Here is a 26,761-nt window from a genome sequence, read left to right as displayed (position 1 = left end):
GGAGGGACCCTTGATGCAGGGGCCTCCCAAAGGAACCGTTGGCCTGAAATGTGCTCCATAAGGTCTATACCATGCGAGTGGACTAGACCTCTAGAGGGTTCAAGCGCGACACTGTCACCCGTGAGACATGTCATCGCCCTCGACGTGGGCGGCACCGGGATGAAAGCCGCCCTCGTGGGGGCGGACGGCGGCCTGCTGCACCAGGACCGCCGGGCCACCGGCCGTGAACGCGGACCGGAGGCCGTGATCGAGGCGATCCTCGAGTTCGCGGGCGACCTGCGCGCCCACGGTGAACACCGCTTCGGCGAGCCCGCCGCGGCCGCCGGAGTCGCCGTCCCCGGCATCGTCGACGCCGACCGCGGGATCGCCGCGTACGCCGCCAACCTCGGCTGGCGGGACGTCCCGCTGCGCGACCTGCTCAGTGACCGGCTGTCCGGTATCCCGGTCGCCCTCGGCCACGACGTCCGCACCGGCGGCCTCGCCGAAGGCCGGATCGGCGCCGGCCGCGGCGCCGACCGCTTCCTGTTCGTGCCGCTCGGCACGGGCATAGCGGGCGCCATCGGCATCGACGGCTCGGTCGAGGCGGGAGCGCATGGGTTCGCCGGCGAGATCGGCCATGTCGTCGTACGCCCCGGCGGCACGGACTGCGCCTGCGGTCAGCGCGGCTGTCTGGAGCGGTACGCCTCGGCGTCGGCGGTCAGTCAGGCCTGGGCGCTGGCCAAGGGAGACCCGGACGCGGACGCCGCGGACTGCGCCAGGGCCGTTGCGGCGGGCGACCCCTCGGCGGCGGCCGTCTGGCAGGACGCCGTGGACGCGCTCGCCGACGGTCTTGTCACCGCCCTCACCCTGCTCGACCCGCGCACGCTCATCATCGGCGGCGGGCTCGCCGAGGCCGGGGACACCCTGTTCGTCCCCCTGCGGGAGGCCGTGCGGCGCCGCGTCACCTTCCAGAAACTGCCGGAGATCGTCCCGGCCGCACTCGGGGACGGCGCCGGCTGCCTGGGTGCCGGACTGCTCGCCTGGGACCTCCTGGCGGCCGCCGCGACTCCACCGGCAGCCGGTGGATCCGGCGCGACCCCAGCAGACCCGGCCACCCCAGCCACACCGGCCACCCACGTCGGCCCGAACGGCCCGGCCACCCCGGCGTCCCCCGCCACCCCCACCACCCCCACTGACCTTTCGGAGGTAACCACCTGATGGCCACTAGCAAGGTGCTCACCGGCGCCCGGGTGGTACTGCCCAGCGGGACGATGCCCGATGCCCGGCTGACCGTGGACGGCGCCCGCATCGGAACCGTCGGCCCCACCACCGCCGACGCCACACCCGAGGGCGCAGAGGTGCTGGACCTGACCGGGCACTGGGTGGTCCCCGGCTTCGTCGACCTCCACAACCACGGTGGCGGCGGCGCCTCGTTCACCTCCGGGACGGTCGAGGAGGTCCTCAGGGGCATCCACACCCACCGGCTGCACGGCACCACCACCCTCGTCGCGTCCACCGTCACCGATGAGATGGACCTCCTCGCCCAGCGCGCCGGGCTGCTGTCCGAACTGGCCGAGCAGGGCGACATCGCGGGCATCCACTTCGAGGGTCCGTTCATCTCCCCGTGCCGCAAGGGCGCGCACTCCGAGGCGCTGCTGCGCCACCCGGACCCGGCGGAGGTCCGCAAACTGATCGACGCGGCGCGCGGCCGGGCCGTGATGGTCACGCTCGCCACCGAACTCCCCGGCGGCGTCGACTCCGTACGCCTCCTCGTCGAGCACGGCGTGATCGCCGCGATCGGCCACACGGACGCCTCCTACGAGCAGACCGTCGAGGCCATCGACGCGGGCGCGACCGTGGCGACCCACTTGTTCAACGCGATGCCCGTGCTCGGCCACCGGTCCCCGGGCCCTATCGCGGCACTGCTGCAGGACGAACGGATCACCGTCGAGCTGATCAACGACGGCACCCATCTGCACCCCGCCTCCCTTGAACTGGCGTTCCATCACGCGGGTGCCGGCCGTGTGGCGTTCATCACCGACGCGATGGACGCGGCCGGGTTCGGCGACGGCGTCTACTCGCTCGGCCCCCTCGAGGTCGAGGTGCGCGACGGCGTGGCCCGCCTCGCCGAGGGCGGCTCCATCGCCGGCTCCACGCTCACCCTCGACCGCGCCTTCCAACGAGCCGTCACCGTCGACGAACTGCCGGTCGAGGAAGTCGTCACCGCGATCTCCGCCAACCCTGCCCGGCTGCTCGGCGTCTACGACCGGGTGGGCTCCCTGGAACCGGGCAAGGACGCCGACCTCGTCGTCCTCGACGACACCTTCGCGCTCAAGGGCGTGATGCGGCGCGGCGATTGGGTGGTCCATCCCCAACTGGGGTGATCTGTCCCGTCGTTGGGGGCGGTCGGCCGGCCTCCCGGGGCTGGGCCGACCGCCCCGTTTTTGGCATGATCGGGCCCCGGTATGTCGGCTAGCGCGTGTCGGTCCCCAGGCTGCGCACTACCTTCGGGGGGAGGTCCACGTGATCCTCACGGTCACGCTGAACACCGCTCTCGACATCACCTACCGCGTCCCGGCGCTGCGCCCGCACACCGCGCACCGGGTGACGGAGGTGACCGAACGGCCCGGCGGCAAGGGGGTGAACGTCGCCAGGGTGCTGGCCGCCCTCGGCCACGAGGTGACGGTCACCGGCTTCGCCGGCGGCGCCACGGGCCGCGCCCTGCGGGAGAGGCTCACCGGGGTGCCCCGCCTCACCGACGCCCTTCTCCCGGTCTCCGGCGTGACCCGCCGCACGACGGCCGTGGTCGACGCCACCACGGGTGACACGACTCAGTTCAACGAGCCCGGCCCGACGATTGCACCCACCGAGTGGTCCGGGTTCGTCGAGGTGTACGAGGAACTGGTGGGCGCCGCGTCGGTGGTGGCGCTGTGCGGGAGTCTGCCGCCGGGGGTTCCGGTGGGGGCGTACGCACAACTGGTGCGCGTCGCACGGTCCCTGCACGTCCCGGTGCTGCTGGACACCAGCGGGGAGCCGCTGCGCCGCGGGGTCGCCGCGCGGCCCGACATCGTCAAGCCGAACGCCGAGGAACTGGCCGAACTCACCGGCTCCCACGAGCCGCTGCAGGCCGCCCGCGACGCCCGCCGCCGGGGCGCCCGCACGGTGGTGGCCTCGCTCGGCGAGGCGGGCCTGCTGCTGGAGAACACGGAGGGCCGCTGGCGGGCCGCTCCCCCGCACCGCGTCCAGGGCAACCCCACGGGCGCCGGCGACTCGGCGGTCGCGGGCCTGCTGTCGGGGCTCGTGGAACGCCTGCCGTGGCCAGAGCGCCTGGCCCGCGCGGTGGCCCTGTCCACGGCGACGGTGCTGGCGCCGGTGGCGGGGGAGTTCGACCGGGGGGACTACGAGGCGTTGCTGGAGCGGGTCACGGTGACGGGCGGGGCGTCGGCGGCCTGACGTGCCGCCTGATCGCCGGATTTCCGGCGGACCGCTCGGGTTGCTGAGAACCTACTGCAGCCACACTTGATCAAGGTTGGCGTCACACTGATTCCCTGCGGCGCAGGAGATCTCCAGCACGTTGGTGCCCTCGTTCAGCGTGACGGGCGCCCACGTGGACTGCCAGCCCTTCTCGTAGTCGCCCTTCGGGGAGTTGATGAAGTTCTTCATCCCCAGCGGCTGGGTGTTGGCCTTCCCGTTGACCACGAGCGTGGCGTTGGCGTCCACACCAGGGATGCCATATCGAACATACAACCGATACTTGCCGGCCTTCTCCACACTGGCAGTCCAGGTGACTTTGGCTCCGACGGCGTTGAAGCCCTTTACGTAGATTCCACCGGCCGCCTGCGCACCCTTGATGTCGGAGGCTGTCTCCGGGCCGCCCTCCAGCTTCAGTGCCTTCGCGTCCGCCTTCGGCAGTTCGCCCTCCTCTGCCGCCGACTTGCTGGCGGTCGGGCTCGGCTGAGCGCTCTGCGACTGCCCCACGGACGGCGTGGCACCGGCGTTGTTGCCGGACTTGTCGTCCTCCCCGTCCCCGCCGAGCATCGCCACGCCGATACCGATCACCACGGCCGCGACCACGGCGATCGCGCCGATCAGCAGCCCCTTGGTGTTGGGCCCACGGCCCCGGCCGCCGGACGACGGCGGGGCGTGGCGGACCGGCGCACCGGTGGCCTCGGGCGCGGCGTAGTGCGGGCTGGGCGCCCCGTACGCGCCCTGCTGCGTCTGCTGCGGCACCTGCCCGTACTGGGCGGTCTGCGCGGTCTGCGACGGCGGGGGCGTGTACTGGCGCTCGCCGACCGCACGGACTCGGTTGGCTGAGGAGCGCGGCCCCGGGTAGCCGTAGCCGCCGCCGCTCGGCGGGGTGGCCCCGTTCGCCTGCCCGTCGGCGTACAGGTAGCCGAACGGGTCGTCGTCCTCGGGCGTGCTCGCGCCGTTGTTGCCGGGCGTCATCCCTAGGTACTCCTCAACAAAGTGCGGTTCGGAAACGGCAAAGACATGTGGATGAAGGGCGAGCCTACCCGCTCTTGGTGTACTGAAAGGGTGGCGTGCGCCTCACTGGCTCACCGACCTGCTGATCATCGCGCATCGCCGGGGTCCGAGTACATCGGCTGATCCCCGTGCGTCAGCCGGCACGTCTGTGCTGCCTGGGCCGGGAGCGCTTCTCCACGTACATGCGCTCGTCGGCTGACTTAAGGACCTCGTCGGCGGTCATGCCGCAGTGCGCCCACCCTATGCCGAAGCTGGCTCCCACCCGGACGGCCCGGCCGTCTATGCGGATCGGCGGGATGATCGCGTTGCGCAGCCGGACCGCGAGGTCCTGGGCGTCGGCGCGGCCGAGGCCGTCGGCGAGCACCACGAACTCGTCGCCGCCGAGCCGGGCGACCGTGTCCCCGTCCCGGACGCCGCTGGTCAGCCTGCGGGCGACCTCGACGAGGACGGCGTCGCCGGCGTTGTGCCCGAACCGGTCGTTGATCGACTTGAAGCCGTCGAGGTCGCAGAAGAGCACCGCGAGACCCTTGGTGCCATCGTCCGCCTCCCGCTCGTCGGGGGCGACGGTGTGCACATGGTGGTCGAAGGGGTCGTACGCGCCGGCGCCCGGCCGGGAGCCGAAGTCTCCGTGCCCGGCCAGGTCGTAGGCCCGGTGGTCGGCCGGGAGCTGGTCGTAGGCCGCGTCCAGGGAGTCCACCACGCCCTGCGGCAGGGTGAACGGGCGCTGGCAGAGCCGGGAGCTGAGCCGGGAGCGCAGTTCGGCGGAGTTGGGCAGGCCGGTGAGCGAGTCGTGCGAGGCGCGGTGGGCGAGCTGCAGCTCACGGCGCTTGCGGTCCTCTATGTCCTCGACGTGGGTGAGCAGGAAGCGCGGCCCGTCGGCGGCGTCGGCGACCACGGAGTTGCGCAGGCTCACCCAGACGTAGGAGCCGTCCCGGCGGCACATCCGCAGCTCGGCACGGCCGCCCTCGGCGGAGGTCCGCAGCAGGGTGCCGACGTCCTCCGGGTGGACGAGGTCGGCGAAGGAGTAGCGGCGCATCGCGGAGGCGGGGCGGCCCAGCAGCCGGCACAGCGCGTCGTTGGTGCGCAGGATCCGGCCGTGCTGGTCACCCCCCATCTCGGCGATGGCCATGCCGGAGGGGGCGTACTCGAAGGCCTGCCGGAAGCTTTCCTCGCTGGCGCGCAGGGCCTGCTGCTCGCGCTCCAGGCGGACCAGTGCCCGCTGCATATTTGCACGTAGACGCGCGTTGCTGATTGCTATGGCGGCCTGGAATGCGTACATCTGCAGCGCCTCACGGCCCCATGCGCCGGGCCGGCGGCCGTTGCGGGGCCGGTCCACGGACAGCACGCCGATCAGCTCGCCGCAGGCGCCACCCGGGACACCGGGCGTGTACATCGGGGCGAAGAGGCGGTCGGAGGGGTGCCACTCGTCCTCGAAGCGCGGTTCGGGGCCGTCGGTGTACCACTGCGGGACGTCGTCCTCGTCGAGGATCCAGCCCTCGGTGTGCGGGATGAACCGGAGATCGCCCCAGGCCTCGCCCATCCTCAGCCGACGCTCCCAGGAGGCCCGGGAGCCGACGCGGCCGGTGATGAGCGCCTCGGCGGCGGAGTTGCCCGCGAGCGCGGCCACGACCAGGTCGCCGTCCGGACGCACGAGGTTCACGGCGGCCAGCTCGTAGCCCAGCCCCGTCACCACTCCGTCGGCAACGGTCTGCAGGGTGTCGGCCAGGCTTCGCGCCGTGTTCATGTCCGCCATGACCTGATGCAGCTGCCGCAGGGTCGCAAGACGGACGTACGGCTCCGACTCGGTCTCCATGCTCGCTCTCCCCGAGACCTCGGCAACTCCAGGATTCTGATCGGCCTACTCGTCGTATCGTCACCGCCACTGAATCACAGCGCGCTCCCCACTCGGTACACAGTGTCAACAAAAACGGGCGCTTGTGACTCAAGTCACAGCAAAAGGTGAACAATTGCTGACTGTTTCTGTGTTTACACGCCCGTTTTACTGAGTCGGAATTCGACGCCATGAGAGGCCGACGCGCCCCTGCGGATTCGCTTTTGTGACGGGTATCACAGGGCCGGAATTCACGGTGCCCGCAGCGGCGGGGCCGACGGCAAGACGGCAGCTGCCACGGCGACCGCGGCGTCCTGCCGGCCTGTCCCTGTTCCTGGCCTCCTTGCCCGGCCGTAGCGAGGGTGCAGGGCCGGGGGCAGGGTCCAGGGCAAGGGGCCGGGGGCCCGGGCTACCGGCCGGGGGCCGGGCAAGGGGCCGGGGGCCGGGCTACCGGCCGGGCGCCGGGCCACCGAAACCGAGGACCGGGCCACCGGCCAGGCGCCGGCCAAGGGGCCAGGGGGGCAGGGGCCGGCCCACCGGAACCGAGGACCGGGCCACCGGCCAGGCGCCGAGCCACCGGAACCGGGGACCGGGCCAGCGCCAGGGGCCGGGCCACCCGCCGGGGGCCGGGCTACGGCCCGTAGCCGTGGTCCTAGTCCCGGTCCTAGGACCGGGCTCGGCCCGGGGCCCGATGCGGCGCCCCGGAGCCGGGGGCTAGCGTCTCCGCCGTGCCGAACCTTCGCCCCGCCCCCGCCCTGCCCACCTCCACCGCCCCCGGAGGGCATCCTGTGGGGGTGAGCGAGGACGAGTTCCGGGCCGCCATGTCGCGGCTCGCCGCGGGTGTGGTGCTGGTGACCGCGCACGAGCCCCAACCGGATCCGGAGGGGCCACGCGGCGAGGACGTCGGCATGACCGCGACCGCGTTCATGTCCGTCTCCCTGGACCCGCCACTGGTCCTGGTCAGCCTCCGCGAGGGCTCCCGGATGGACGAGCTGCTCGCCGAACAGCCCCGGTGGGCGGTGTCGGTCCTCGCCGAGAGCCAGCGCACGATAGCCGGCCGCTTCGCGATGAAGGGCCGCATCAGCGACCGCCTCCTGTTCGAGGATCTCCGTCACACCCGCGGCGAGGCCTCCGGCGCCCCCCTGGTCAGCGGCGCCCTGGCCACCCTGGAATGCCACACGGAGCAACGGGTTCCGGCGGGGGACCACACACTGGTGATCGGACGGGTCCTGACGGCATCGCTCCCGAGCGCGGACGGCCCACTGCTGTACTTCCAGGGCCGCTACCGCCAGCTGGGCTAGCCGGGGCTGGACTCACCGACAGGCACCGGCGCCCGCCACCGCCGCCGCCACCACCGCCGCCCGAAAATCGCTTGATCGGTCCGCGGAACACCCTCCTAGGGTGCGGCGTATGACGATCACGCCGCGCCTGGAGAAGATCACCTCGAAGAACCTCGACACCGCCCTCGGGGTGAGGATCCATCCCCACCAGGAGCACCTGGTCGAACCCGTCGTGAAGTCGCTCGCCGAGGCGTACGTCCATCCCGGCGTGGCCTGGCCCCGACTGATCGTGGACGGCGATCGGCCCGTCGGGTTCCTCATGGCCTTCTTCGACATCGACTGGAACGGCGACGGCACGGGAAGCGACCTGCGCTCGGGCCTCTGGCGGCTGAACATCGCCGCCGGCGAACAGGGCAAGGGATACGGCCGATTCGCGGTCGAGTCCGTGGCCGAGGAGATCCGGCGCCGGGGCGGCAGCCTCCTGCACGTCACCTGGCACGCCGGCCCAACGGGCCCCGAGGCCTTCTACAAGGGTCTCGGCTTCCGCCTGACGGGCGAGACGAGCGGGGGCCAGACGGTGGGCGTGCTGGAGCTGTCGCCCACCCCCTAGGGACCCTGGGGGCCCGGGGGTGGGGGAGCAGCTCGGGGACTGGAGAGACCCGGAGAACTCGGAGGGCCCGGGGAGACCCTGGGGACCCTGGGAGCCCGGGGAGATCGGGGGCGGAGGGCCCGGGGAGACCTGGGGGATGGAGGGCCTGGGGAGACCTGGGGAGAGCCTCGGGACCCGGGGAGAGCCGGGGAGACCCGGGAGGCTTTCGAGCCGACGAGGCCCTGGGCAGGGGCCTCAGTCGCCGAGCACCTCCACCTCCAGCCCCTCCAACTGCTCCTCCCCCGCGTACACATCGATCGCCGTGATCCGGTCGTGCGCGATCGTGAACGCCAGCACCCGGACCGGCCGGCCGGCCTCGAGCACCGCGAGGCCCACGTCCCCGTCGACCAGCACGCGCCGCGCCACCTGGGCGAGTTGTGCGTAGAAGCGGGCGCTCGCGGCGACCTCGGCCGCGCCGCGTACCGTCGAGCCCGCCGAACGGGCCACGGCATCCGGGTCCAGAACCGCGACCAGCCCCTCGAAATCGCCGTCGCGCGCGGCGGCCAGGAACGCGTCGACGACCTTGCGCCGGCGGGTGAGGTCCGTCTCGGGCGCATCCGCCGACCGCACCCGGCGCCGGGCCCGGCTGGCCAGTTGGCGGGCCGCCGCGGGAGTGCGCCCGACGATGGGCGCGATGTCGTCGAAGGGCACGGCGAACAGGTCGTGCAGCACGAACGCCAGCCGCTCCGCCGGGGCCAGCGTCTCCAGTACGACGAGCAGGGCCAGTCCCACCGAGTCCGCCAGCAACGCCTCCTGCTCCGGCCCGTCCCCGGCGGTGGGTTCCGGCCGCGACTCCAGGGGCTCCTCACGGCGTGATTTGCGAGCGCGCAGCATGTCGAGGCACACCCGACCCACGACCGTCGTCAACCACCCACCGAGATTCTCGACCCCCGTCGTGTCGGACCGGCTGGCTTTTATCCAGGCTTCCTGAACCGCGTCCTCGGCCTCGGCGGACGAGCCGAGCATGCGGAATGCCACCGCCCGCAACTGGTCGCGCTGCGCCTCGAAACGCTCGGCCAGGAATTCGTGTTCCGTCACTGCCCGCAGCTCCCCCAGTTCCCGCTCTGCCCCCAGTTCCCGCAGTTCCCGCAGTTCCCGCAGTTCCCGCAGTTCCCGCGGATCCCGGTGCTCCCCCGCATCCCGGTGTTCCGGCGACCTCCGCACATCCCGCCGCTCACGACCGTGCACGTCCGACGCCCCACCCCGGAATTCCCCGCCCATGGGTCACATCCCCTCACCGCGATCACCGCGATCACCGCGCTCACCGACTCCGTCACCCCTCCGACGGAGCCGGGACGGCCGATGTGACAACCCTCAGGTCCAGTCGCGACCGGAACGGCCCCGCTTGGTCTCGGAGCGCTGCTTCTTCTCCCGCAGACGGCGCTCGTTGATCCCGCGCGGGATCCGGGTCGGCCTGCGCTGCTTGGGCGGGGGCGCGGTCGCCTCCGCGAGGAGGGCGGCCAGGCGTACGGCGGCGCTCTCGCGGTTGCGCCACTGGGAACGGTGCTCGGACGAGCGCACGGTCACGACCCCGTCGACGAGGCGGTTCGCCAGCCGGGCGAGGGCCCGCTCCTTCCACACCGGGGGCAGCGCCTCGGTGGCGGCGAGGTCGAAGCGCAACTCGACCTGCGAGTCGCTGGTGTTGACGTGCTGTCCGCCGGGACCCGAGGAGCGCGAGAAACGCCACATGAGCTCGGCCTCGGGAAGCGGGACGGAGCCACGGATGACGTAAGGACCGGACATGGCTCCATGGTCCCGTGCCCGTCCGCCCGCAGTCACCCGGTTTTCCTAAGGCGGATCCGGGCGGAGAACCGGCGTACTCGGTAAAGAAAGCAAAGAGAGGGGGAACCTGTGGGACCTCTCTTCGCGTTCATGGTGGTGACGGTAGCTTCGTCCCCAGAACGAAGCCCATACGTACGCCCGCACGCAGCAGTCGTACGGATCGAGGGAAGGGACTCCCAACAATGGCTGTAAGCCTGTCCAAGGGTGGCAACGTCTCGCTCACCAAGGAGGCTCCGGGCCTCACCGCCGTCACCGTGGGCCTCGGCTGGGACGTCCGCACCACCACGGGCACCGACTTCGACCTCGACGCCTCGGCGATCGCGGTCAATCAGCAGGGCAAGGTCTACTCGGACGCCCACTTCGTCTTCTTCAACAACAAGCAGACCCCCGACAACACGATCGTCCACACCGGCGACAACCGCACCGGTGAGGGCGCCGGCGACGACGAGGCGATCAACGTCAACCTCGCGGCCCTGCCCGCCGACATCGACAAGATCGTCTTCCCGGTGTCCATCTACGACGCCGAGAACCGTTCGCAGAACTTCGGCCAGGTCCGCAACGCCTACATCCGCATCATCAACCAGGCCGGTGGCGCCGAGATCGCCCGCTACGACCTGTCGGAGGACGCGGCGACGGAGACGGCGATGGTCTTCGGCGAGCTGTACCGCAACGGCGCGGAGTGGAAGTTCCGCGCGGTGGGCCAGGGCTACGCCTCGGGCCTGGTCGGCATCGCCCAGGACTTCGGCGTCAACGTCTGATCAGCACCACACCACGTGCCCTGCCTGCCGTTCTTCGGAGCCCCCGGTCCCACGGCCGGGGGCTCCGGCACGGTCACCGCTCGGCAGGCTTGCCCTCCCCGTACAGCCAGTCCCGCCAGATCCCGTCGAAGTCCTCGCCCGGCGCCATGTCCTCCACGTACGCCGTGAACGCGGCGGTGTCCGCGTTGCCGTGCCGGTGTGCCTTCGCCCAGCCCTGGATGATGGCGTAGAACCGGTCGTCCCCTACGGTCTCGCGGATCTTGTGCAGGACCATCGCGCCCCCGTAGTACACCGGGATGTCGGAGATCCGTGCCGCGCTGGGCGGCTTCGCCGGCGGAAACGCCCAGACGTCCTCGCTCTGCTCCTCGTCGTCGAAGTAGTCGCCGTCGTAGAGCTCGTCGAAGGTCTGCCGGGCGCTCGGACCGCCGTGGTCCTCCTCCCACAGCCACTCGGCGTAGGTGGCGAAGGACTCGTTGAGCCACATGTCGCGCCAGCTGTCGGGGGTGACGGAGTTTCCGTACCACTGGTGCGCCAGTTCGTGGACGAGCGTGCTGAGGTCGGGAGCGAAGGTGAAGACGGGGCGGTTCTGGGTCTCCAGCGCGTAGCCGACCTCCTCGGCCGGGTCGACGATCGCGCCGACGGAGGAGAAGGGGTACGGACCGAAGTTGTGCTCCGCCCACTCCATGACCTCGGGGATCCGGTCGAGCACCGATGCGCTCTCCCTCGCCTCGGCTGGGTCGACGGCCGTGACGACCGGCAGCCCGCCGGGCAGCGCCGAACGTCGGGTCTCGAAACGGCCGATGGCGACGGTGGCCAGGTAGGTGGCCATCGGTTCGCCGACGTGCCAGACGAAGGTGGTGCGCCCGTCGCGGATCGACTCGCGGGTCGGCTCACCGTTGGAGACGGCCTGAAGTCCCCGCGGGACGGTGACGGTGATGTCGTAACGCGCCTTGTCGGAGGGGTGGTTGTTGCCGGGGAACCAGGCCATGGCCCCGGCCGGCTCACCCAGCGCCAGCGCACCGTCCGCGGTCGGCAGCCAGCCCTCCTGCGAGCCGTCGGGGTCGGTGATGCTCTCGGGCGTACCGGAGTAGCGGACCGTCGCCCGGAACGTACGCTCCTCGCGCAGCACGGCGCGCGGCCGAACCGTCAACTCCTGCCCGTCCCGGCTGAACCGTGCCCGTTTCCCGTCCACGGTGACGCCGTTGACGTGAAGACCTTGAAAGTCCAGGTGAAACGAGCTCAGATCCCGCGTGGCCCGCGCGGTGACGACGGCCGTGCCGACGAGATGCCGTTGCTTCGGCTCGTACGACAGCGTCAGCCCGTAGTGCGTCACGTCGTACCCGCCGTTGCCGAGCTTTCGGAAGTACGGGTCGCCGACACCTGCCGCCCCGGGAGTGCCGTGCGCACCACCGCTGCACCCGGCGAGCACGAGCATCGCCGCGCAGGAGAGCGTGAGTAACGAGCGAGCGGCACCCACGGTGCGCACTCGGGGGTGAGGCATGCCGAGATCCTATGGTCCTCTCGCCCATGACACCATCAGATCTGTGCTCGACATCGGCTACGCCCTCTCCACCCGCTTCCCCGATCCTCCGCAGACCGACTACCGCCGCGCGGACGTTCACACTCTGCGCCACGACCTGTTCTGCGGGGACGTGTACCTCGCCGACACGAAGGCGGACCGGGAGCTGTCCACAGCCTGGGGATGGGTGCCGGTGCTCGACTTCGCGTGGGCGTTGTGCGACATCGTCGAGCGGCTCGACCAGGACCCGATGGGCAGCCGGGCCTCCCGCCCCCAGCACGCGGAGCTGGACTTCACCGAGTCCACCGACCGCATGCACTTCGACCGTCGCTTCGGCTGGGTGGACATCGAGGCGGACTGGATGCACCGCGACGAGGCCCCGCTCACCTTCTCGCACACCGAACTCCGCCGGGAGGCCCGGGACTTCCTCCACGATCTCCTGGCCGACCTCTCCGACATGCACGAGGAGCTACGCGAGAATCCGGCCGTCTGGTCGCTGGAGGCCCGCTTCCCGAGGGTGTCCTGACGTCCCCGTCCCGTCCGCCGTGTCCCGTCCTGTCCCGTCCCTCAGGGTGTCCTGACGCGCCGGGGCCTCCTGGTACCCCGCCCCCAGGCTGTCCTGACGTCCCGGGGGCCTCCTGACAACGCGCGGCTGACGGCTATGGCGCGGGCTCGGGTGGCCCCGCCACAGGGTTCCTGACGTCCCGGGGATGTTTTGGACATCCCGCCCCCAGGCTGTCCTGACCTCCGGCGTCCGTCGTCGCCCCTCACTCCCCCGACAGGCCGACCACCCGCACCCCCAACTGCGCCGCGAACACCCCCGCCAGATCCAGCAGCTGCGCCGGACTGATCACGGCGCCCGCCAACCGGTCCACCCCCCGTTCGATCCCGAGCTCCGCCGCTCTGCGCAGGTCCACGTCCAGCAGAGTCGCCGCGCTGAAGTCCGCCCCCTTCAACGTGCAGTCCACGAACTCCACCCGCTCCAGACGGGCGCCCCCGAAGTCGGGTTCCACCAGTACGCATCCCTCGAAGACGACATCCCTGAGCTTGGCCTTGCGCAGGTTCAGATAGTCGATCTTGCCTCCGCGCACCAGCACCCGCTCCAGCGCCGCCCCGTGCAACTGCACCCCGCCCATCCGGGCGTCCACCAGCTCCACGTCACGCAGCGTCGCCGACGCGAGGTCCGTACCGACGCCCCGTATCCCGGTGAGGACCGTGTCCAGCAGCCGCGCGTGGTGCAGCGAGGTCTCGTCCAGCGCGCACCCCGTCAGCGCGCAGTCCATGAAGCGGGCGCCCGCGCCGTCCTGCCCCACGAGGTCCAGCTCGGCGAACGACAGCCCGTCGTAGTCCCCGTCCGGCTCCAGCTCCCCGCCCTCGTACGCCGCGAGTTCCGGCAGCCGCACCTCCGGCCGCCGCGCACCCTTGACCACCTGACTCCCCGTGCCCGCCCGCGCCACCCGGACCTCCTCACCGCTCGACCACCCACGACCCATCCTGCACCCCACCACTGACAATCCGTTCTGACCTGCGGTTCTCCGGGTGATGTCACATTCCGGGCCAGCCGTTCCGTCCAAGTCGGTGAAAAGGCCCGTCCACCGACGGGCCTTTTCCACTCTGCCCACGGATGAGAGGGAGACCCACAGCCATGCACCGCATCACCGTCATCGGCGGCGGCTTCGCCGGACTCACGGCGGCCATCACCGCCGCCGAGGCAGGCGCCAAGGTCACCTTGTGCGAAGCCCACCACACCCTCGGCGGCCGGGCGCGCACCGCCGACGGGCCGTACCGGACCAACGAAGGCCCGCACGCCCTCTACAACGGCGGACCGCACTGGACGTGGCTCGCGCAGCGCGACCTGATCGGCGCGCTCGCCCCGCTCCCGTCCCTGGAGGCGGCCAGGCTCAGGCTCCATCACAAGGGCGCCCTGCGCCGCACCCCGCCCTTCGCGATGCTCAGGCTGCTGCGTCACACGTCTGCCCAGGCACCCGTGGACGTCGACTTCATGACCTGGGCGACCCGGCAGGCCGGAGAGGAGGGCGCCCGGGCCGCCGCCATCCCCCAAGCTCTCGGCTTCGCTCGAGCAGGGAGGTGCCCCCATCTCCGCCGTCGCCCTCTTCCACCACGACCCCGGATCGCTGTCCGCGGCCTTCGTGCAGGAGCGCCTCCGCCGTGCCACCAAGCTGCCCCCGGAGGCGCACTACCCGCGCGGCGGCTGGGCGAGCGTCATCGACCGGATGGTCGCCCGCGCCCGGAACATGGGTGTCCGTGTCGAGACCCGGGCCCGCGTCGACACCATCCCCGACCAGCGAGGACCCGTCATCGTCGCCACCTCCCTGGCCGCCGCCCGCCGTCTCCTCGCGGACGACTCGCTGACCTGGCCGAGCGGTCGTACCGCACTCGTGGACCTCGCCGTCCGCACCCGCCGCGGCGACGCCTTCGTCGTGTCCGACCTGGACGCACCCGGCTGGCTGGAACAAGTTCACCGCGCAGGACCGCACACTCGCCCCGGCGGGCGAGCAGCTCATCCAGGGCCAGATCCCGATCGCGCCGGGCACCTCCCGAGCCGAAGGCGTCGCCCGCGCCGAGCACCTCATCGACCTCGCCTTCACCGGCTGGCGCGACCGCGTCACCTGGCGCCGGGAGGCCGTGGCGGACGGCCGCACGGGGGCCGTGGACCTGCCCGGCACCAGCTGGCGCGACCGCCCGGCCGTGGACCGCGGCGACGGCGTCTATCTCGTCGGAGACCAGGTCGCGGCCCCGGGCCTGCTCGCCGAGGTCTCCTTCAACAGCGCCCTGGAGACGGTCAGCAGTGCCCTGCGGCTGCGGGCCCTTGACCTCAAGCGCGCTTGACGTCGAAGGCTTCCCGTACACGGCAGCACAACGGCAAGGGGAGCCCATGTACGCCATACGTCAGCACGCCTTCGGCCCGGCCGAGAACCTCTCGTACGAGCAGACCGAGGATCCCGAGCCGGGCCCGGGCCAGATCCGTATCGCGGTGGCCGCCGCCGGAGTCCACCTCCTGGACACGGCCGTACGGGAAGGGATACGGGGCCCGCTGCCCGCCCTCCCCGAACTGCCCGCCATCCCCGGCCGCGAGGTGGCGGGCACGGTGGAGGCCCTCGGCACGGACACCCCCGGGCACTGGCTCGGCAAGCGCGTCGTCGCCCACCTCGGCATGGTTCCCGGAGGTTATGCGGAGCTCGCCGTCACGGATGCCGACCGCCTCCACGAGATCCCCGGCGATCTGGACTTCGCGCAGGCCGTCGCCATGGTCGGAACCGGCCGCACGACGATGGGGATCCTCCAGTTCGCCGAGCCGACGCCCGGCTCGGTGGTCGTCGTCCCCGCCGCGGCAGGCGGCATCGGCACGCTCATCGTGCAGTACGCCAAGCACGCGGGCGCCACCGTGATCGGCCTCGCGGGCGGCCCCGACAAGGTCGCCCGGGTCGCCTCGAACGGCGCCGACCTCGCCGTCGACTACAGGGACCCCGACTGGCCCCGGAAGGTAGAGGAGTATCGCGGGAAGGCCACGGTCGTCTTCGACGGCGTGGGCGGCGACGTCGCGCGCGAGGCCGTCGCGCTCCTCGCGCCGGACGGCCGGCACATCGTCTTCGGCTGGTCCGGCAAGGGACTGCACGACGGCGCGCCGTACCTCGTCGACGGCCTGTCCGAGCAGGTGCTCGGGCCCGTGATGCTGGAGAAGACCGGCGGCCCCGACCCGCTGCGCACACTCGAACTACGCGCCCTGGCGGAAGCCGCGGCCGGGCGTCTCGTGCCCGCCGTCACCCGGTTCCCGCTGGCGCGCGCGGCGGCCGCCCACCGGGCACTGGAGAACCGCGAGACCGTCGGCAAGGTCGTACTGGAACCGTGACGCTCGCACGGGACCCGGCTCACTCCTTGCCGAGCTCCGCCAGCGCCCCGTCCGTGAGCCGGTACACCGTCCACTCGTCCTGCGGACGGGCGCCGAGGGCCTCATAGAAGTCGATCGCCGGCCGGTTCCAGTTCAGCACCGACCACTCCAGGCGCTCGTAACCGCGTTCCACGCAGATGCGGGCCAGTTCGGTGAGCAGCGCCTTGCCGTGACCGCCGCCGCGTGCCTCGGGGCGCACGTAGAGGTCCTCCAGGTAGATGCCGTGGACGCCGCGCCACGTGGAGAAGTTGAGGAACCACAGCGCGAAGCCGACCGGCTCGCCGGACTCGTCCTCGGCGATGTGGGCGAACGCGGCGGGCCGCTCCCCGAACAGCGCCTCCCGCAGCTGCCCGGGCGTGGCCCGAGCCTCGTCCGGCGCCTTCTCGTACGTGGCCAGCTCGCGGATCAGGGCGTGGATCACGGGGACGTCGGCGGGCACGGCGGCACGAATCATGAGCGCAGGCTAACCGGCGGAGCCCCGGCTCATCCCCGGTCCCCCCGGACCCGGCGGGCGATCTCCAGGTCGGTCCCCCCGAGCGGCCGCCCCTCCTCCACGTCCCACAGCGCGTTCTGCAGCACCCGCCCCAGCGTCCACGCCGCGGCCCTGTTCCGGTCCAGGCCCAGCACCTCGGTCATCGCGTCGAACCGCCACCGCACCTCGTCCGGCTCGAACCGGTTGTCCAGCGCCGGCCAGAGGTCGAAGCCGGGGTCGCCCGCCAGCGGCTTGGGGTCGATGGCCAGCCAGGGCTCGCGGTCCGAGGCCAGGACGTTGTCGAAGTGCAGGTCCCAGTGGAGCAGCCGGTCGCCGGGCTCGTCCATGACCTCCCGTACCGCCGCCGCGCAGTCCGCGACCAGTCGCCGGTCGACCGGGTCCGTGATCCGCGCCAGCACCGGCGGGGTCCGCTCCAGCATGTCCGCGGCGATGTCACCGAGCCGTCGCATCCCCTGCGGCGCCGGCCCCGACGTCAGCCGGGCCAGCAGCCGTGCGATCACCAGCACGCCCTCCCGCGTGTCCGGCACGTACGTCAGCATCCGCCCCGCGTCGAGCCGTTCCAGCAGCATGGTCCCGGTCGCCTCGTCGTGGTCGAGAAGCCGTACCGCCCCGTCGCCGTCCCAGACCCGCAGGGCGACCGCCTCGCCCTCGGTCTCCGCATCCAGGTGCTGCAACTTGAGCACAGCCGAGGAACCGTCCGCCCGCACCACCGGCAGGACCAGCGCCGCCACCCCGTGCATCGACGGCCCGTCGATCCGCAGTCCCCAGCGCCCCAGAAACTCCTCCACCCGCCCGGGCAACGCGGCGATGAAGGCCATGCCCTCCTTGTTGTACCGATACTGCGCGGCCACCAACTCTTCCGGAATGTCAATCACACCGCGCCCCCTGACAACCGAAACCTCCACCGCCCTGCCAAACGGTCCAGGCCTTCACCCAGCAACCCACCTACCCCACCTCTCTCGGTTGCGAGGACGTCACTACCTGCTGGCCCGTACTTCGCAGGGCTCGGCGGACGAGCCGGCTAGCGCGCCACCCGGTAGCGGAGATAGACGACTCTCGAGCGGAAAGTGCGGGTCTCGACGAGTTCGAGATCCACCCGGCGCTCATGTTGGGGGAAGAACGGGATGCCGCCGCCAACCAGCACCGGGTAGACCATGGTCCGGTACTCGTCGATCAGGCCCGACGCGGCCGCCTCGGCGGCGAGGGTCGCGCCGCCGATCGCGATCTCGCCCTCCCCCGGCTCGGCTCGCAACCGCTCGATCTCCTCCGCCAGGCCGCCCGAGGCCAGGCGGGCATGGCCCTGCACCGCCGACAGGGTGGTGGAGAACACCACCTTCGGCAGCGGCTTCCACAGTGCGGTCCACTCGAGGTCGGCGTCGTCGAGCGATGGATCCTGGTCGGCGGTCTCCCAGTACAGCATCGTCTCGTACAGCCGTCGTCCCAACAGATGGACGTCGACCTGTCGAATCTCGTCGATCCAGAAGCGAAAGACCTCCTCGTCCGGCTCCCCCCAGTCGAAGCCGCCGTCCGGCCCGACGATGTAGCCGTCAAGTGAGACGCTCATCGAATAGGTCACGCTGCGCATCAGGAGTCCTCCTCGGTGACGGGTTCGACAGTACGACCGCCGGACGCCGCAGAACTCATCGCGACTCGCGGCAGACAGACTCGTGGGGGACAGCACTGAGACCACAGAACTGAGACCACCGACACCCGCGCCGAGCGTGCCCGGCGCCGCCGTCGCGTCCGTCGAACGGCAAAGCCCCGGCTCGGAAGAGATCCGAGCCGGGGCTTTGGTTCGAGCCCCCTGTCGGATTCGAACCGACGACCTACGCATTACAAGTTGTCGGATCTTGGTCCGGGGACGTCCACGCGCGTCCACTGAACGGCTTGCGTGCCTGGTCAGACGACTATGCGGACACAAGCGGACGTCAGTGGACCGGTGCGGATCCACCAGCCATCGAGCCCAGAACTGAGACCACGCAGGCACACACGACGAGGACAGGGAGGCCTGAACCAGCGTGACCGAACGTCACTGGCCTCTAGCGCTAAGTCAGTTGTAGCCGTCACCATGTCCGGATGGACACTCCGAAGGATCGCCGGGCCAACGTACCGGCACCCCGCTCTGATGACACCCTTCCCGCTGTCACGGTCCTGGGTGATAAGGCTTGCAAGGCACGGTTCGGAGTCGCATATGTGCGGGCAATCTTCAGTCAAGCGGGATTCCCTTTCAAGGAGACATCTCCCGACGAAGACGCAATGGCTATCGACGGTGACGTAGATTTCCTCGCCGCCTCCGCCCGCATCCAGATTAAATGCACATCCCAGTTCAAAATATCTGGAAGGGGGGCGACATGGCCTGCGGAAGTCCATTGGCGCGACCGGTGGAATAAATGCAAGATTCCTGTATACTTCATCCTCGTCATACTTGACCACAACGACAGATTTGACTGGGTGCAGCATCATTCGTCCGGAACAGATCAACAGGCAGCCGCCTTCTGGGTTCGCGTGGACAGCATCGGCTCGGCCGATAATGTCGTCATACCCAAAAAACAGCGACTGACAATTGCAACTCTCAACCAATGGGCGGAGGAGGTGGAGGAATGCTTCTCGCCGAGGTGAGTGAAATAACAAATCCAAGGCTTCCCACCATCGATCAGATTCGCGATTACCTTGAGTCTGAGGGTTGGAGCGCAAGGCCCCCAGGGCCCGCTGGGACCATGTGGTTTCGCAGCGGGGGCCGTATCGGAATTCCCGATATCGAAGGAGAGGACCCCTATCTTACTGAAGGAATCCTTGAACGCATCGCAAGGACGGAACAAAAAGACAAGCGCTTTGTGACGAATTACATCAGGTACTACCGAACCGACGTCACCCTATTACAGGCTGCCAGCGAACAGTCCCCGTCCGAGTCCATCCCCCTGGGGGTCGCATCGACGGTCATAAATGCTGCGCGATCAATCCTTAGGGCGAGTGGCACCACAGCGTGGAGCGAGCGCAGTCACATCGCTGGAAATTACGCCAGACAGGGAGACGCAGTCGTAGAGCGAGCCAGAATGGATCACACCGTCCGCGGACCGTTCATGATCCCTGTCTTGGTGCCTCTACCTCGAACGCAGACGCCCGGCATCCCGCATCAGGCGGACGACTCACAGGAGCTCTTCCGTGCGGCACCTGAGCCCTTCGAACGGCGCGTCACACGCACGCTGGCCCAATCGCTACTTGCGGTTCAGGAAGTCATCATCCAACCGGAAAAAATGCCGACGATGAGAGACCTGCATTTTGCAGTCGAACGCGGAGTGAGTCGAGAGTTCTGCACGGCGCTATCCAGAATTTTGGAAGAGCCTACCATTGGAGAATTTAAGGCTCAATTCGAGTGGGCGCCAGCCGTAAGCGCCCCAAAGACCATGCCGCGAACCGTAGAGGTCCCGTCTGGGGCTAAGGAAAAGATTGACCGTGCGGCCGAAATCCTGAAGAAACAGCGCGTCGAGCCACGTTCCATCTTCTCAGGTGGCATTGTTGAGCTTCGCCATGTCGCGGACGAGCCGTGGGGACATGTCACGATTGCCACAGTCCGGCACGGGCGGCCGTGTGAGATTCGCGTTCGGCTGGGCTATGAGCAGTACCAGGAGGCGCTAGCGTGGCACGGCCAGCACCGAGCAGTCATCGTAGAGGGTGCAGTTCGGGAAGGACCGAATCGTCGTCTGGTAGTAGACAAGCCAATTAGTTGCCGTCCAATTGACGAAGCACTCTTGCCGGAGGATAGCGGCCAGCCCTCCGTAATTCCCGAACAAGCTCGGCGCGATAGCTAGATACCGGTTGCTCCCTGAGGGGTGCAGCCCAAGGGATCAGGCCTGTCCCGCTGCCTCTGGCAATAGCCGACTTGTGAATCCGTTGGAGCGCAGTCGCTCGAATGCTGCCGCAACATCGTCAGGGGTTTCCAGTTCAATCATGAATCCCTGCTGGGGGTACACGATCAGCCGCTGCTGAGCACCGACCAGCATGTCAACGACGAGACGCGCATCCTGAATCGACTCAATGTACTCGGAGAGAGTCATTGGCGTGGAAGCACTGACCCACTCAACTTCGGGCCACACCTTCCGCGCCGTCGCATAGGCGCGCCGCTCCTCGTACGGCTTGCTGACAAGAAGGACAGACGAGACGGGTACGCCCTGCTCTCCAAGCAGGCTCCGAGAGAAGCGGATGTTTTCGCCCGTATTCCGGGCTTTCGGTTCGACAATGATGGCGTCGGCAGGAACCCCCAGCTCCACAGCACGGTCACGGTAGTGCTCAGCCTCACCGCGGGGCATCCGCTCACGCGTCGTACGGCTCGTCGCTCCGGTGAAGACGATGAGCGGTGCCATGCCACGGTGGTAGAGGTCTGCGGTCGTGTCGGCAACACCGAGATCGTGGCTGCCGAGTCCGATCGCTACAGAGCATGGGCGCGGCTCATGGCCCATCTGCTGGAAGTCCCAGAGCCGTTGAGCGTCCGCCCATGCCTGCGTTGAGATCACTTCGTGTCGCCTTCCTTGCTCGCCGAGTCGGGCACCTTGAAGTCGTAGGTCCATGCAAAGCGCGTAGCCGCATGGACGCCAATCGCAAACTCCACCACAGTCCCATCCGCGGTGTAGGTGGTGCGGTGCAACTCCACCACCCACTCACCCGGCGAGAGCTGCAAGAGTTGGGCCTCCTCCGCGGTGGGGACGCGCGCGAACAGCGTCTCCTGCATGCGGTCGATCTCGTACCCGGCGTCGTACAGGACTCGGAAGCCACCGCCCCGCCCGGCCGGCCCCGGCGTGGGGTCAACGATTCGCGTCCCTTCAACATGCTCGGGACGGTAATAGCTGGTCAGCGTGTGGGTTGGCTGCGTGCCTTCCTTGACCAGCCGAGCCCGCGCATAGACGTCCGCCCCCTCGGGCAACCCATGCGCTTCGGCCACGACCGCCGGCGCCTTCACCCGGCTGACGGTTTGGGTCTGCTCGTTCCGCCGGTACGTCCGTCCCGACGCGACGCGGTCCGCGATGAATGCGACTTCGTCACCGTCGCGCCACTTGGCCTTGTCGTACCGCGCGATACCAAGCCGTTTGAGGGGCGCGCGCTCACGCACGACGGTGCCATGACCGCGTGAGGAGGTCACCAACCCCTCGGCCTCAAGAGCCTTGTAGGCAGCGTGGACCGTGGCCTTGGAGCCTTCGCCTGCCTCAACCAAGTCTCTGATCTGCGGCAACTGTTGACCAGGTGCGTATTCGCCGGACCGGATCTTCTCCGCAATCCGGTCCGCAAGTTCTCGCCACTTCGGCGCCATGCGGAACCTCCTCTCTACGTGAACCAGTGAAACACAGTCCTAGGACTGTTGACAGTCCTAGGACTGTGGGTGCATGGTCTTCGTGAGCGGTTCGCAGTCCTAGGACAGCGAGTCGGGAGGCCCTTCTTTGGGCTGCTCGGAAAGCCCGGAGGACCCCGTGAAACGGGCCCAAAGGAAGCGTCCGTTGGTTGAGAACTGAACAGCGTATCGAGATCGACGGGGCGCGATTCCCCGTCCCCGTGACGACCGGGTGACAGTCGTCGGCGGCCACTTCGTGGCAGGTGAACATGTCCTGCCCTGCGCATCAGCGCTGGAGAACAGCCTTGGGGATCATCCCACCATTTCTGGAGGTCAGCCCCTCGGATGCCACCTGGTGCGCGCCGCCCTGCTGGCGTCAGAGCAGTGACGATGACGCGCCCGATTCACCGGCTCGGGGCCGGTCCGCTGTGGCAACGGCGGACCGGTGAAGCCTGGTCCGCCCCCGCAGCGCGGTTCCTTGCTGCGGCGGTTGCCTCCCCTGCCCGTCCGGCCCTGGCGGTCGTACGGGCAGGGCGTGGGGAGCCGGATCTTCCGACTTCAACGGCGCACGGCTCCCGGGGTGCCACCCGGGAGCCGTTTCGGGCCGTCCCCCGCTTGGAGAGGAACACGACCCAATGAGCCACATCGTGACTGTTCAGGAAGCTGTTACCGCGTTCGCTGATTGGCTGGAGCCGACGGATGCGGAGCTGGACGCGATCGACCAGGAGATGCCGGTCATCGCCGCGGACATCGAGTTGATGGACGCCTACATCGCCACCCTCGACCGCACCCCGAGCGAGCTGGACACGCGCCGCCTGCGCCGGGCCCGCCGCCGGGCGCTGGCCGCGCGAGTGGAGCTGACGAACCTGTCCGCCCCGGCCACGGGGGTCAGCGCGTGAGTACCGAGACCCCGACGCTGGACGATCTGACCGTGCCCATGCGCGCGCTGCGCCTGCTGGCCGCGGACTTCGGGCACCTCCCGGCGCCGACCGTGAGCATCTCGCCCATCTACCCGGAGCGGCTGGAGCTCTCGCTCCACTCCGGCCTGCCCGGCTTCGAGGCGTGGCGGGAGGCTCTGGGCATCGCCCCGGACGTGGTGCTCTACCGCGAGCAGAGCGACGGTCGCACACGCGTCCTGCGTGCGGTGGCGGCGTATGCGGGCGCGGTGGTGGAGCTGATCGGTTACGGCGACGTCTGCGCTCCGGTGCCGGTCGGGGGTGCGGCATGATCCGCATCGTCACCAGTGGCCGGCTCGCTCGGCTGCACGAGGATGCAGAGCAGGCCCGGACCCGTGCGCGGGAGGTTCAGGGACAGGCGGATGCCGCTTGGGGCCGCCACGTCCGCGAGACGTGGGAGCTGACCGCCCGCGCGGAGACGGCGGAGAGCGACGCCGGGATCCTCCGCGATCACGTATTCGAGCTTGAGGCGGCGCTCAAGGACGCGCGGGCGGCCTTCGCTGAACGCCGTGAGGAGATCCGCCGGCTACGGGAGGAGCTGGAGGCGGCCCGTCTGAACGGGCGGTGGTTGGTGTTGCTGCTGCACTACGGCGAGCCGCACAGCATCCACCGCAGCCAGCAGGACGCCTACGCCTACGCCGCCACCCAGGGTGCCCCCGTTCACGGATGGGTGGCGGGCGATGAACGCCCCGCTGCTGAAGTGTGTTGGCAGTTGATCCCGTTCACGCAGGACGAGGCTGTCACGGGCTTCCGTTCGGTGACGGTCCCCTCCCAAGAGCCGATGGGGGGTGCGGCGTGAACGGTGTTCAGATCCGTTCAGCGGAGCGCGCTTTGTCGGTGGGCATGTGGCTGATCGTGTGCGGCGCCATGCTGTACTCGATCCTCACGGTCACGCCGCTCATGGCCGCTCACACCCCTGAAAAGTGGGAGTGGACGGCCCCCATCCTGCCGCTCGTGGTCGATGCCGCGGTGGTCATCGTGGTCCGCCTGGACTCCGTTCTCGCCCGCCTCGGCGGGGACGGAGGGCGGTGGCCGGTGGCGCTGCGGTGGATGACCGGCGCGATGACGCTCGCCCTGAACACCGCCGACTCCGCACTCAAGAAAGACCTGGTCGGCGTGGCTGTTCATGCGGTGGCGCCGCTGCTGCTGATCGTCACCGCGGAGACCGGGCTTGCCTACCGCCGCGCCATCACCGCCGCCGTAACGACGCTGGAGGACAAGCAGCGGGCCGCCCGCGAACAGCGCGAGCAGGCGGCCCGCGAGCGAGAGGAAGCCTCCCGCCGGCAGGCGCGTGAGGAGCGTGAGCACGCCGCGATGCTGGCGCGTGAACAGCGTGAACACGAGGCCCGGTTGGCCGCTGAAGCGGCGGAGCGGGAGGAACGACGCCGGCGGGAGGAACGCGAGGAACGGGCCGCCCGTGAGCAGGCGGAACGGGAGATCCGTGAACGTCGTGAACGCGAGCGTGAACAGCGCGAGCGGGAGCGTGAACGCACTGAACGGGAAGCCTCCGAACGGGCCGAGCGCGAGCGCCGCGAACGCGAGCAGGCGCGTGCGCGTGAACAGCGCGAGCGTGAGGAGCGCGCCGCCCGTGAACGCGCGTCGCTGTTGGAGCGCGGGCCGGCCGCGGGCAAGCTGCCCGAGGACGAAGCCCGCGCGATCGTGACCGCCGCGTTCGAGGCGGGGTTGGCGGTGCGGGCCGCCGCGGAGTTGTGCGGCTGGTCGGTCGGGTGGGTGTCCACCCGCTACGCCGAACATCGCGACCCCGGCGCTGGCGGCGCTGAGTTGGCGATCGCGAGCCGCTGATGGCCGCCATCCCCGTCTACCGATGGCGGCTCGCCCCGGAAGGGTTGGCCACCCGCCGACAGCTCCGCGCCCTGGATCTACGGCCCGGTGGTCAGGACGTGGTCGCGCAGTTAGAGCGTCCGCGTCGCCGCCGCCCGCCGCTGGTCGCCTACCTGTACGAGATCCAGCGGGCCAAACCAGTCCGGCCCATGACGCCGGCCAAGTGGGCGGCCCTAGCCAAGGCCAACACCGCCCGCCGCACCTGCCCCGAGTGCCGCACGGATGCCGGATACGTCATCCCGCCCGCGCTCGGCAGGTGCGTGAGCTGCGCGTTCCCCGAGGAACAGCGCGCCGCATAAGCCCTGTTCGCAGGCCCGGCCAATCGCCTCCTACAGCACCGGCCGGGCCCTACTCCCCATAAGGAGTGCTCTCAGCATGACGGAACTCAGCACGGAACCGGTAGCCGTCGAGGCTCCCCCAACCACACCGCCCCCGCCGCCGCCCGCACCGCCGGAGAAGGCCCCGGCCGCGGCCGAGGTGGAGCACACGCCCGGTGGCTGGCCCATCGTCCCGCTCGCCCTGTCCGGGGCGAACAGCACGGTCGGCGCGGTCGCTGCTGCTGCCCTGGCTGGTGGACCGATTGCCGCGGCTGTGGCCGCTACCGGCATGGTCGTACTCGGCACGGTCGCCACCACCCGGTCCCGCAAGCCCAACCCGCGTCGTGAAGCCCGCCGGGCCGCTGCGCGCGCCGCCGGCCGCACGGCTGCACGGAACACCGGCGTCCGCCGCGGTGGCCCGGGAGCAGGCGGCAACCGCGGCGGAAGCCGTGCGTCAGGCTCTCGATCCGGCCGCGCCGGCCGGCCCGGCAGTGTGCCGGGCCGGCACCGGCGTGGTACCGGCCCGGCCGGTCGGCAGGGCAGCACCACTACCAGTACAAAGAGCCCCGGTAAGGCCGGTCACGGTGCGTCCAAGCGCACGGCTAGCGCTGTGGGCAAGGTCCCCGGCCGGGGCGCGCAGATCAGGGCCCTCCGGTCGGCGCAGCAAGCCGGGGGCGCATCCCGTGCGGACAAGCGGGCGCAGACCACCGCCGCACGGCGCGCGGTCGCTGACGCTCGCCGCAACGCCAAAGCCACCGTCGGCAAGGGCCAGTTGGGCAAGCGCGGGAACGGCGGGGGTCGCCTGTTGGGTGGTGCCGCCCGCAAGGCCCGCGCCGTACGGGATGCGGCGATCGCCAAGAACCGTGCGAAGCGGGACGCCAAGGCCGGCGACACCGTGGCGGCGCAGCGTGCCGCGGTCCGCAAGGCCCCCGCCCGCAAGGCCGCCCGCAAAGCGCTGCGCAGGTCAGCGGCCCGCTTCCACGGTCGGCGCCTGCTCGCCGCGCTGCTCGCCCTCCCGGTCGGCCTGCTCGGGCTAATCACCACACCAATCGGACGCAAGTTCGATATCCCGTGGCTGATGTACCCCGGGCGCCGCCTGTACTGGGGCCTGGTCAGGTCTGCCACCCAGCAGCGCGCGGAGCGCGACAAGACCACTCGCAAGAACTTGCGCGAACAGGAGGCCGCCGCGGATGCGGAGGCCACCGAGGACGGCACGGAAGGCATCGCGGACAGCGTTGAGCGGCCCGCGGCCACGGTCCCCACCAGCACATCCGAGGTGAGTGAAGGAGAGAACGTGTCCGGTTTCCGGTTCGAAGAGGTCGCTTCCGAGATGGAGCAGGCCGCCAACCAGTACGACCCCGAGAACGCAATGGAGATCCTCGCCATGGTCGAGGGACTCCCGGCCGCGCTGACCAGCGTGGCGAACGTGATGAAGATCCTCGCGGAGCGCTCCGACAGCGAGTTCCCGCTGGAGAAGGAAGTCGCGGACGGCTTCAACGACATCTTCGGCGCCCTGATGAGCGCCGTCGCCGTCGCGGAGGACATGGGCCCGCTGTTCAGGCAGGCGCACGAGCAGGACATCGCCCGGCACGAGGACCCCCGCAACGGCACCGAGGCTGAGAAGGGCTGGAACGTCTGAC

Annotated in this window: 26 protein-coding genes and 1 pseudogene; 16 read left to right on the top strand and 11 right to left on the bottom strand. The window is 70.2% G+C overall.

Features of this window, described 5'->3' with window-relative positions:
* The first annotated feature begins 120 nt into the window (after positions 1-120).
* The 3 genes from EF387_RS37720 to EF387_RS37710 all read left to right on the top strand — a co-directional run bounded on the left by EF387_RS37720 (position 121) and on the right by EF387_RS37710 (position 3,432).
* Positions 121-1,197 carry an ROK family protein gene (locus tag EF387_RS37720; RefSeq protein ID WP_274388976.1) on the top strand — a complete coding sequence of 359 codons (1,077 nt, stop codon included), beginning with the start codon at positions 121-123 and terminating at the stop codon, positions 1,195-1,197.
* Complete coding sequence (gene nagA, locus EF387_RS37715; RefSeq protein WP_128381115.1) at positions 1,197-2,363, top strand: N-acetylglucosamine-6-phosphate deacetylase; 1,167 nt, start codon at positions 1,197-1,199, stop codon at positions 2,361-2,363. Before EF387_RS37720 ends, nagA begins: the two co-directional genes overlap by 1 nt.
* A gap of 139 nt (positions 2,364-2,502) precedes the next feature.
* Positions 2,503-3,432 (top strand): 1-phosphofructokinase family hexose kinase, encoded by a 930-nt coding sequence (locus tag EF387_RS37710; protein WP_128381114.1) that lies wholly within the window; start codon positions 2,503-2,505, stop codon positions 3,430-3,432.
* 51 nt (positions 3,433-3,483) lie between these two features.
* On the opposite strand, the gene EF387_RS37705 is transcribed toward EF387_RS37710, so the two are convergent.
* Both EF387_RS37705 and cdgB read right to left on the bottom strand, forming a co-directional pair.
* Positions 3,484-4,425 (bottom strand): CBM35 domain-containing protein, encoded by a 942-nt coding sequence (locus EF387_RS37705; RefSeq protein ID WP_128381113.1) that lies wholly within the window; start codon positions 4,423-4,425, stop codon positions 3,484-3,486.
* Positions 4,426-4,597: 172 nt separating this feature from the next.
* A complete protein-coding gene (gene cdgB / locus EF387_RS37700) occupies positions 4,598-6,277 on the bottom strand; it encodes a diguanylate cyclase CdgB (protein ID WP_128381112.1) in 1,680 nt (559 codons plus the stop codon).
* A 746-nt stretch (positions 6,278-7,023) separates the two neighbouring features.
* On the opposite strand from cdgB, the gene EF387_RS37695 reads away from it, so the two are divergent.
* Together EF387_RS37695 and EF387_RS37690 are read left to right on the top strand one after the other, a co-directional pair.
* Positions 7,024-7,596, top strand: coding sequence for a flavin reductase family protein (locus EF387_RS37695; protein ID WP_420802668.1), 573 nt, complete (start codon positions 7,024-7,026; stop codon positions 7,594-7,596).
* Positions 7,597-7,705: 109 nt separating this feature from the next.
* The gene (locus EF387_RS37690) at positions 7,706-8,185 is read left to right on the top strand and encodes a GNAT family N-acetyltransferase (protein WP_128381111.1); all 480 of its coding nucleotides are present in this window, start codon (positions 7,706-7,708) and stop codon (positions 8,183-8,185) included.
* Between the two features lie 234 nt (positions 8,186-8,419).
* Here the strand turns inward: EF387_RS37690 and EF387_RS37685 are convergent, their stop codons facing one another.
* On the bottom strand, positions 8,420-9,262 hold the full coding sequence (locus EF387_RS37685) for a sigma-70 family RNA polymerase sigma factor (protein ID WP_128381156.1): 843 nt from the start codon (positions 9,260-9,262) through the stop codon (positions 8,420-8,422).
* A 276-nt stretch (positions 9,263-9,538) separates the two neighbouring features.
* Positions 9,539-9,967, bottom strand: a complete 429-nt coding sequence (arfB, locus tag EF387_RS37675) for an alternative ribosome rescue aminoacyl-tRNA hydrolase ArfB (RefSeq protein ID WP_128381110.1) — start codon at positions 9,965-9,967, stop codon at positions 9,539-9,541.
* Between the two features lie 221 nt (positions 9,968-10,188).
* Here arfB and EF387_RS37670 point away from each other — a divergent pair, with 221 nt between their 5' ends.
* Complete coding sequence (locus EF387_RS37670) at positions 10,189-10,764, top strand: TerD family protein (RefSeq protein ID WP_128381109.1); 576 nt, start codon at positions 10,189-10,191, stop codon at positions 10,762-10,764.
* Between the two features lie 73 nt (positions 10,765-10,837).
* Here EF387_RS37670 and EF387_RS37665 read toward each other — a convergent pair whose 3' ends face one another.
* Complete coding sequence (locus EF387_RS37665; RefSeq protein ID WP_128381108.1) at positions 10,838-12,265, bottom strand: M1 family metallopeptidase; 1,428 nt, start codon at positions 12,263-12,265, stop codon at positions 10,838-10,840.
* A gap of 43 nt (positions 12,266-12,308) precedes the next feature.
* Here EF387_RS37665 and EF387_RS37660 point away from each other — a divergent pair, with 43 nt between their 5' ends.
* Positions 12,309-12,809 (top strand): hypothetical protein, encoded by a 501-nt coding sequence (locus EF387_RS37660; protein WP_128381155.1) that lies wholly within the window; start codon positions 12,309-12,311, stop codon positions 12,807-12,809.
* 241 nt (positions 12,810-13,050) lie between these two features.
* Here EF387_RS37660 and EF387_RS37655 read toward each other — a convergent pair whose 3' ends face one another.
* Positions 13,051-13,797 (bottom strand): pentapeptide repeat-containing protein, encoded by a 747-nt coding sequence (locus EF387_RS37655; RefSeq protein WP_420802667.1) that lies wholly within the window; start codon positions 13,795-13,797, stop codon positions 13,051-13,053.
* Positions 13,798-13,928: 131 nt separating this feature from the next.
* On the opposite strand from EF387_RS37655, the pseudogene EF387_RS37650 reads away from it, so the two are divergent.
* Both EF387_RS37650 and EF387_RS37645 read left to right on the top strand, forming a co-directional pair.
* Positions 13,929-15,133, top strand: a pseudogene (locus EF387_RS37650) (FAD-dependent oxidoreductase).
* Positions 15,134-15,179: 46 nt separating this feature from the next.
* Positions 15,180-16,154 (top strand): zinc-binding dehydrogenase, encoded by a 975-nt coding sequence (locus EF387_RS37645; RefSeq protein WP_128381106.1) that lies wholly within the window; start codon positions 15,180-15,182, stop codon positions 16,152-16,154.
* Between the two features lie 19 nt (positions 16,155-16,173).
* On the opposite strand, the gene EF387_RS37640 is transcribed toward EF387_RS37645, so the two are convergent.
* The 3 genes from EF387_RS37640 to EF387_RS37630 all read right to left on the bottom strand — a co-directional run bounded on the left by EF387_RS37640 (position 16,174) and on the right by EF387_RS37630 (position 18,271).
* Positions 16,174-16,647, bottom strand: a complete 474-nt coding sequence (locus EF387_RS37640; RefSeq protein WP_128381105.1) for a GNAT family N-acetyltransferase — start codon at positions 16,645-16,647, stop codon at positions 16,174-16,176.
* A 29-nt stretch (positions 16,648-16,676) separates the two neighbouring features.
* On the bottom strand, positions 16,677-17,504 hold the full coding sequence (locus EF387_RS37635) for an aminoglycoside phosphotransferase family protein (protein WP_162467276.1): 828 nt from the start codon (positions 17,502-17,504) through the stop codon (positions 16,677-16,679).
* Between the two features lie 203 nt (positions 17,505-17,707).
* On the bottom strand, positions 17,708-18,271 hold the full coding sequence (locus tag EF387_RS37630; RefSeq protein ID WP_128381104.1) for a dihydrofolate reductase family protein: 564 nt from the start codon (positions 18,269-18,271) through the stop codon (positions 17,708-17,710).
* A gap of 491 nt (positions 18,272-18,762) precedes the next feature.
* Between EF387_RS37630 and EF387_RS37625 the strand changes: the two genes are divergently transcribed.
* A complete protein-coding gene (locus EF387_RS37625) occupies positions 18,763-19,305 on the top strand; it encodes a DUF4365 domain-containing protein (protein WP_128381103.1) in 543 nt (180 codons plus the stop codon).
* A 1,226-nt stretch (positions 19,306-20,531) separates the two neighbouring features.
* Here the strand turns inward: EF387_RS37625 and EF387_RS37620 are convergent.
* Entirely contained in the window at positions 20,532-21,197 is a 666-nt protein-coding gene (locus EF387_RS37620) for a YdcF family protein (protein WP_128381102.1), read from the bottom strand.
* The gene (locus EF387_RS37615; protein ID WP_128381101.1) at positions 21,194-21,988 is read right to left on the bottom strand and encodes a GntR family transcriptional regulator; all 795 of its coding nucleotides are present in this window, start codon (positions 21,986-21,988) and stop codon (positions 21,194-21,196) included. Before EF387_RS37615 ends, EF387_RS37620 begins: the two co-directional genes overlap by 4 nt.
* Positions 21,989-22,641: 653 nt before the next feature.
* Here EF387_RS37615 and EF387_RS37610 point away from each other — a divergent pair.
* The 6 genes from EF387_RS37610 (at position 22,642) to EF387_RS37585 (ending at position 26,760) form a co-directional block, all read left to right on the top strand.
* Entirely contained in the window at positions 22,642-22,905 is a 264-nt protein-coding gene (locus tag EF387_RS37610; protein WP_128381100.1) for a DUF6284 family protein, read from the top strand.
* Between the two features lie 38 nt (positions 22,906-22,943).
* The gene (locus tag EF387_RS37605; protein WP_128381153.1) at positions 22,944-23,234 is read left to right on the top strand and encodes a hypothetical protein; all 291 of its coding nucleotides are present in this window, start codon (positions 22,944-22,946) and stop codon (positions 23,232-23,234) included.
* Positions 23,231-23,761: a hypothetical protein gene (locus EF387_RS37600; protein ID WP_128381099.1), complete on the top strand. Its 531-nt coding sequence runs from the start codon at positions 23,231-23,233 to the stop codon at positions 23,759-23,761. Before EF387_RS37605 ends, EF387_RS37600 begins: the two co-directional genes overlap by 4 nt.
* Entirely contained in the window at positions 23,758-24,765 is a 1,008-nt protein-coding gene (locus EF387_RS37595; protein WP_128381098.1) for a DUF2637 domain-containing protein, read from the top strand. The genes EF387_RS37600 and EF387_RS37595 overlap by 4 nt, the downstream gene beginning before the upstream one ends.
* Positions 24,765-25,103, top strand: a complete 339-nt coding sequence (locus EF387_RS37590; RefSeq protein ID WP_128381097.1) for an RRQRL motif-containing zinc-binding protein — start codon at positions 24,765-24,767, stop codon at positions 25,101-25,103. The genes EF387_RS37595 and EF387_RS37590 overlap by 1 nt, the downstream gene beginning before the upstream one ends.
* Before the next feature lie 76 nt (positions 25,104-25,179).
* A complete protein-coding gene (locus EF387_RS37585; RefSeq protein WP_128381096.1) occupies positions 25,180-26,760 on the top strand; it encodes a hypothetical protein in 1,581 nt (526 codons plus the stop codon).
* Position 26,761 lies beyond the last annotated feature (1 nt).

The sequence above is a fragment of the Streptomyces cavernae genome (assembly GCF_004023625.1).
Classification (GTDB): Bacteria; Actinomycetota; Actinomycetes; order Streptomycetales; family Streptomycetaceae; genus Streptomyces; species Streptomyces cavernae.
The sequence above is the reverse complement of the archived record's forward strand: the minus strand, read 5'-3'. Positions and strand labels throughout refer to the sequence as shown.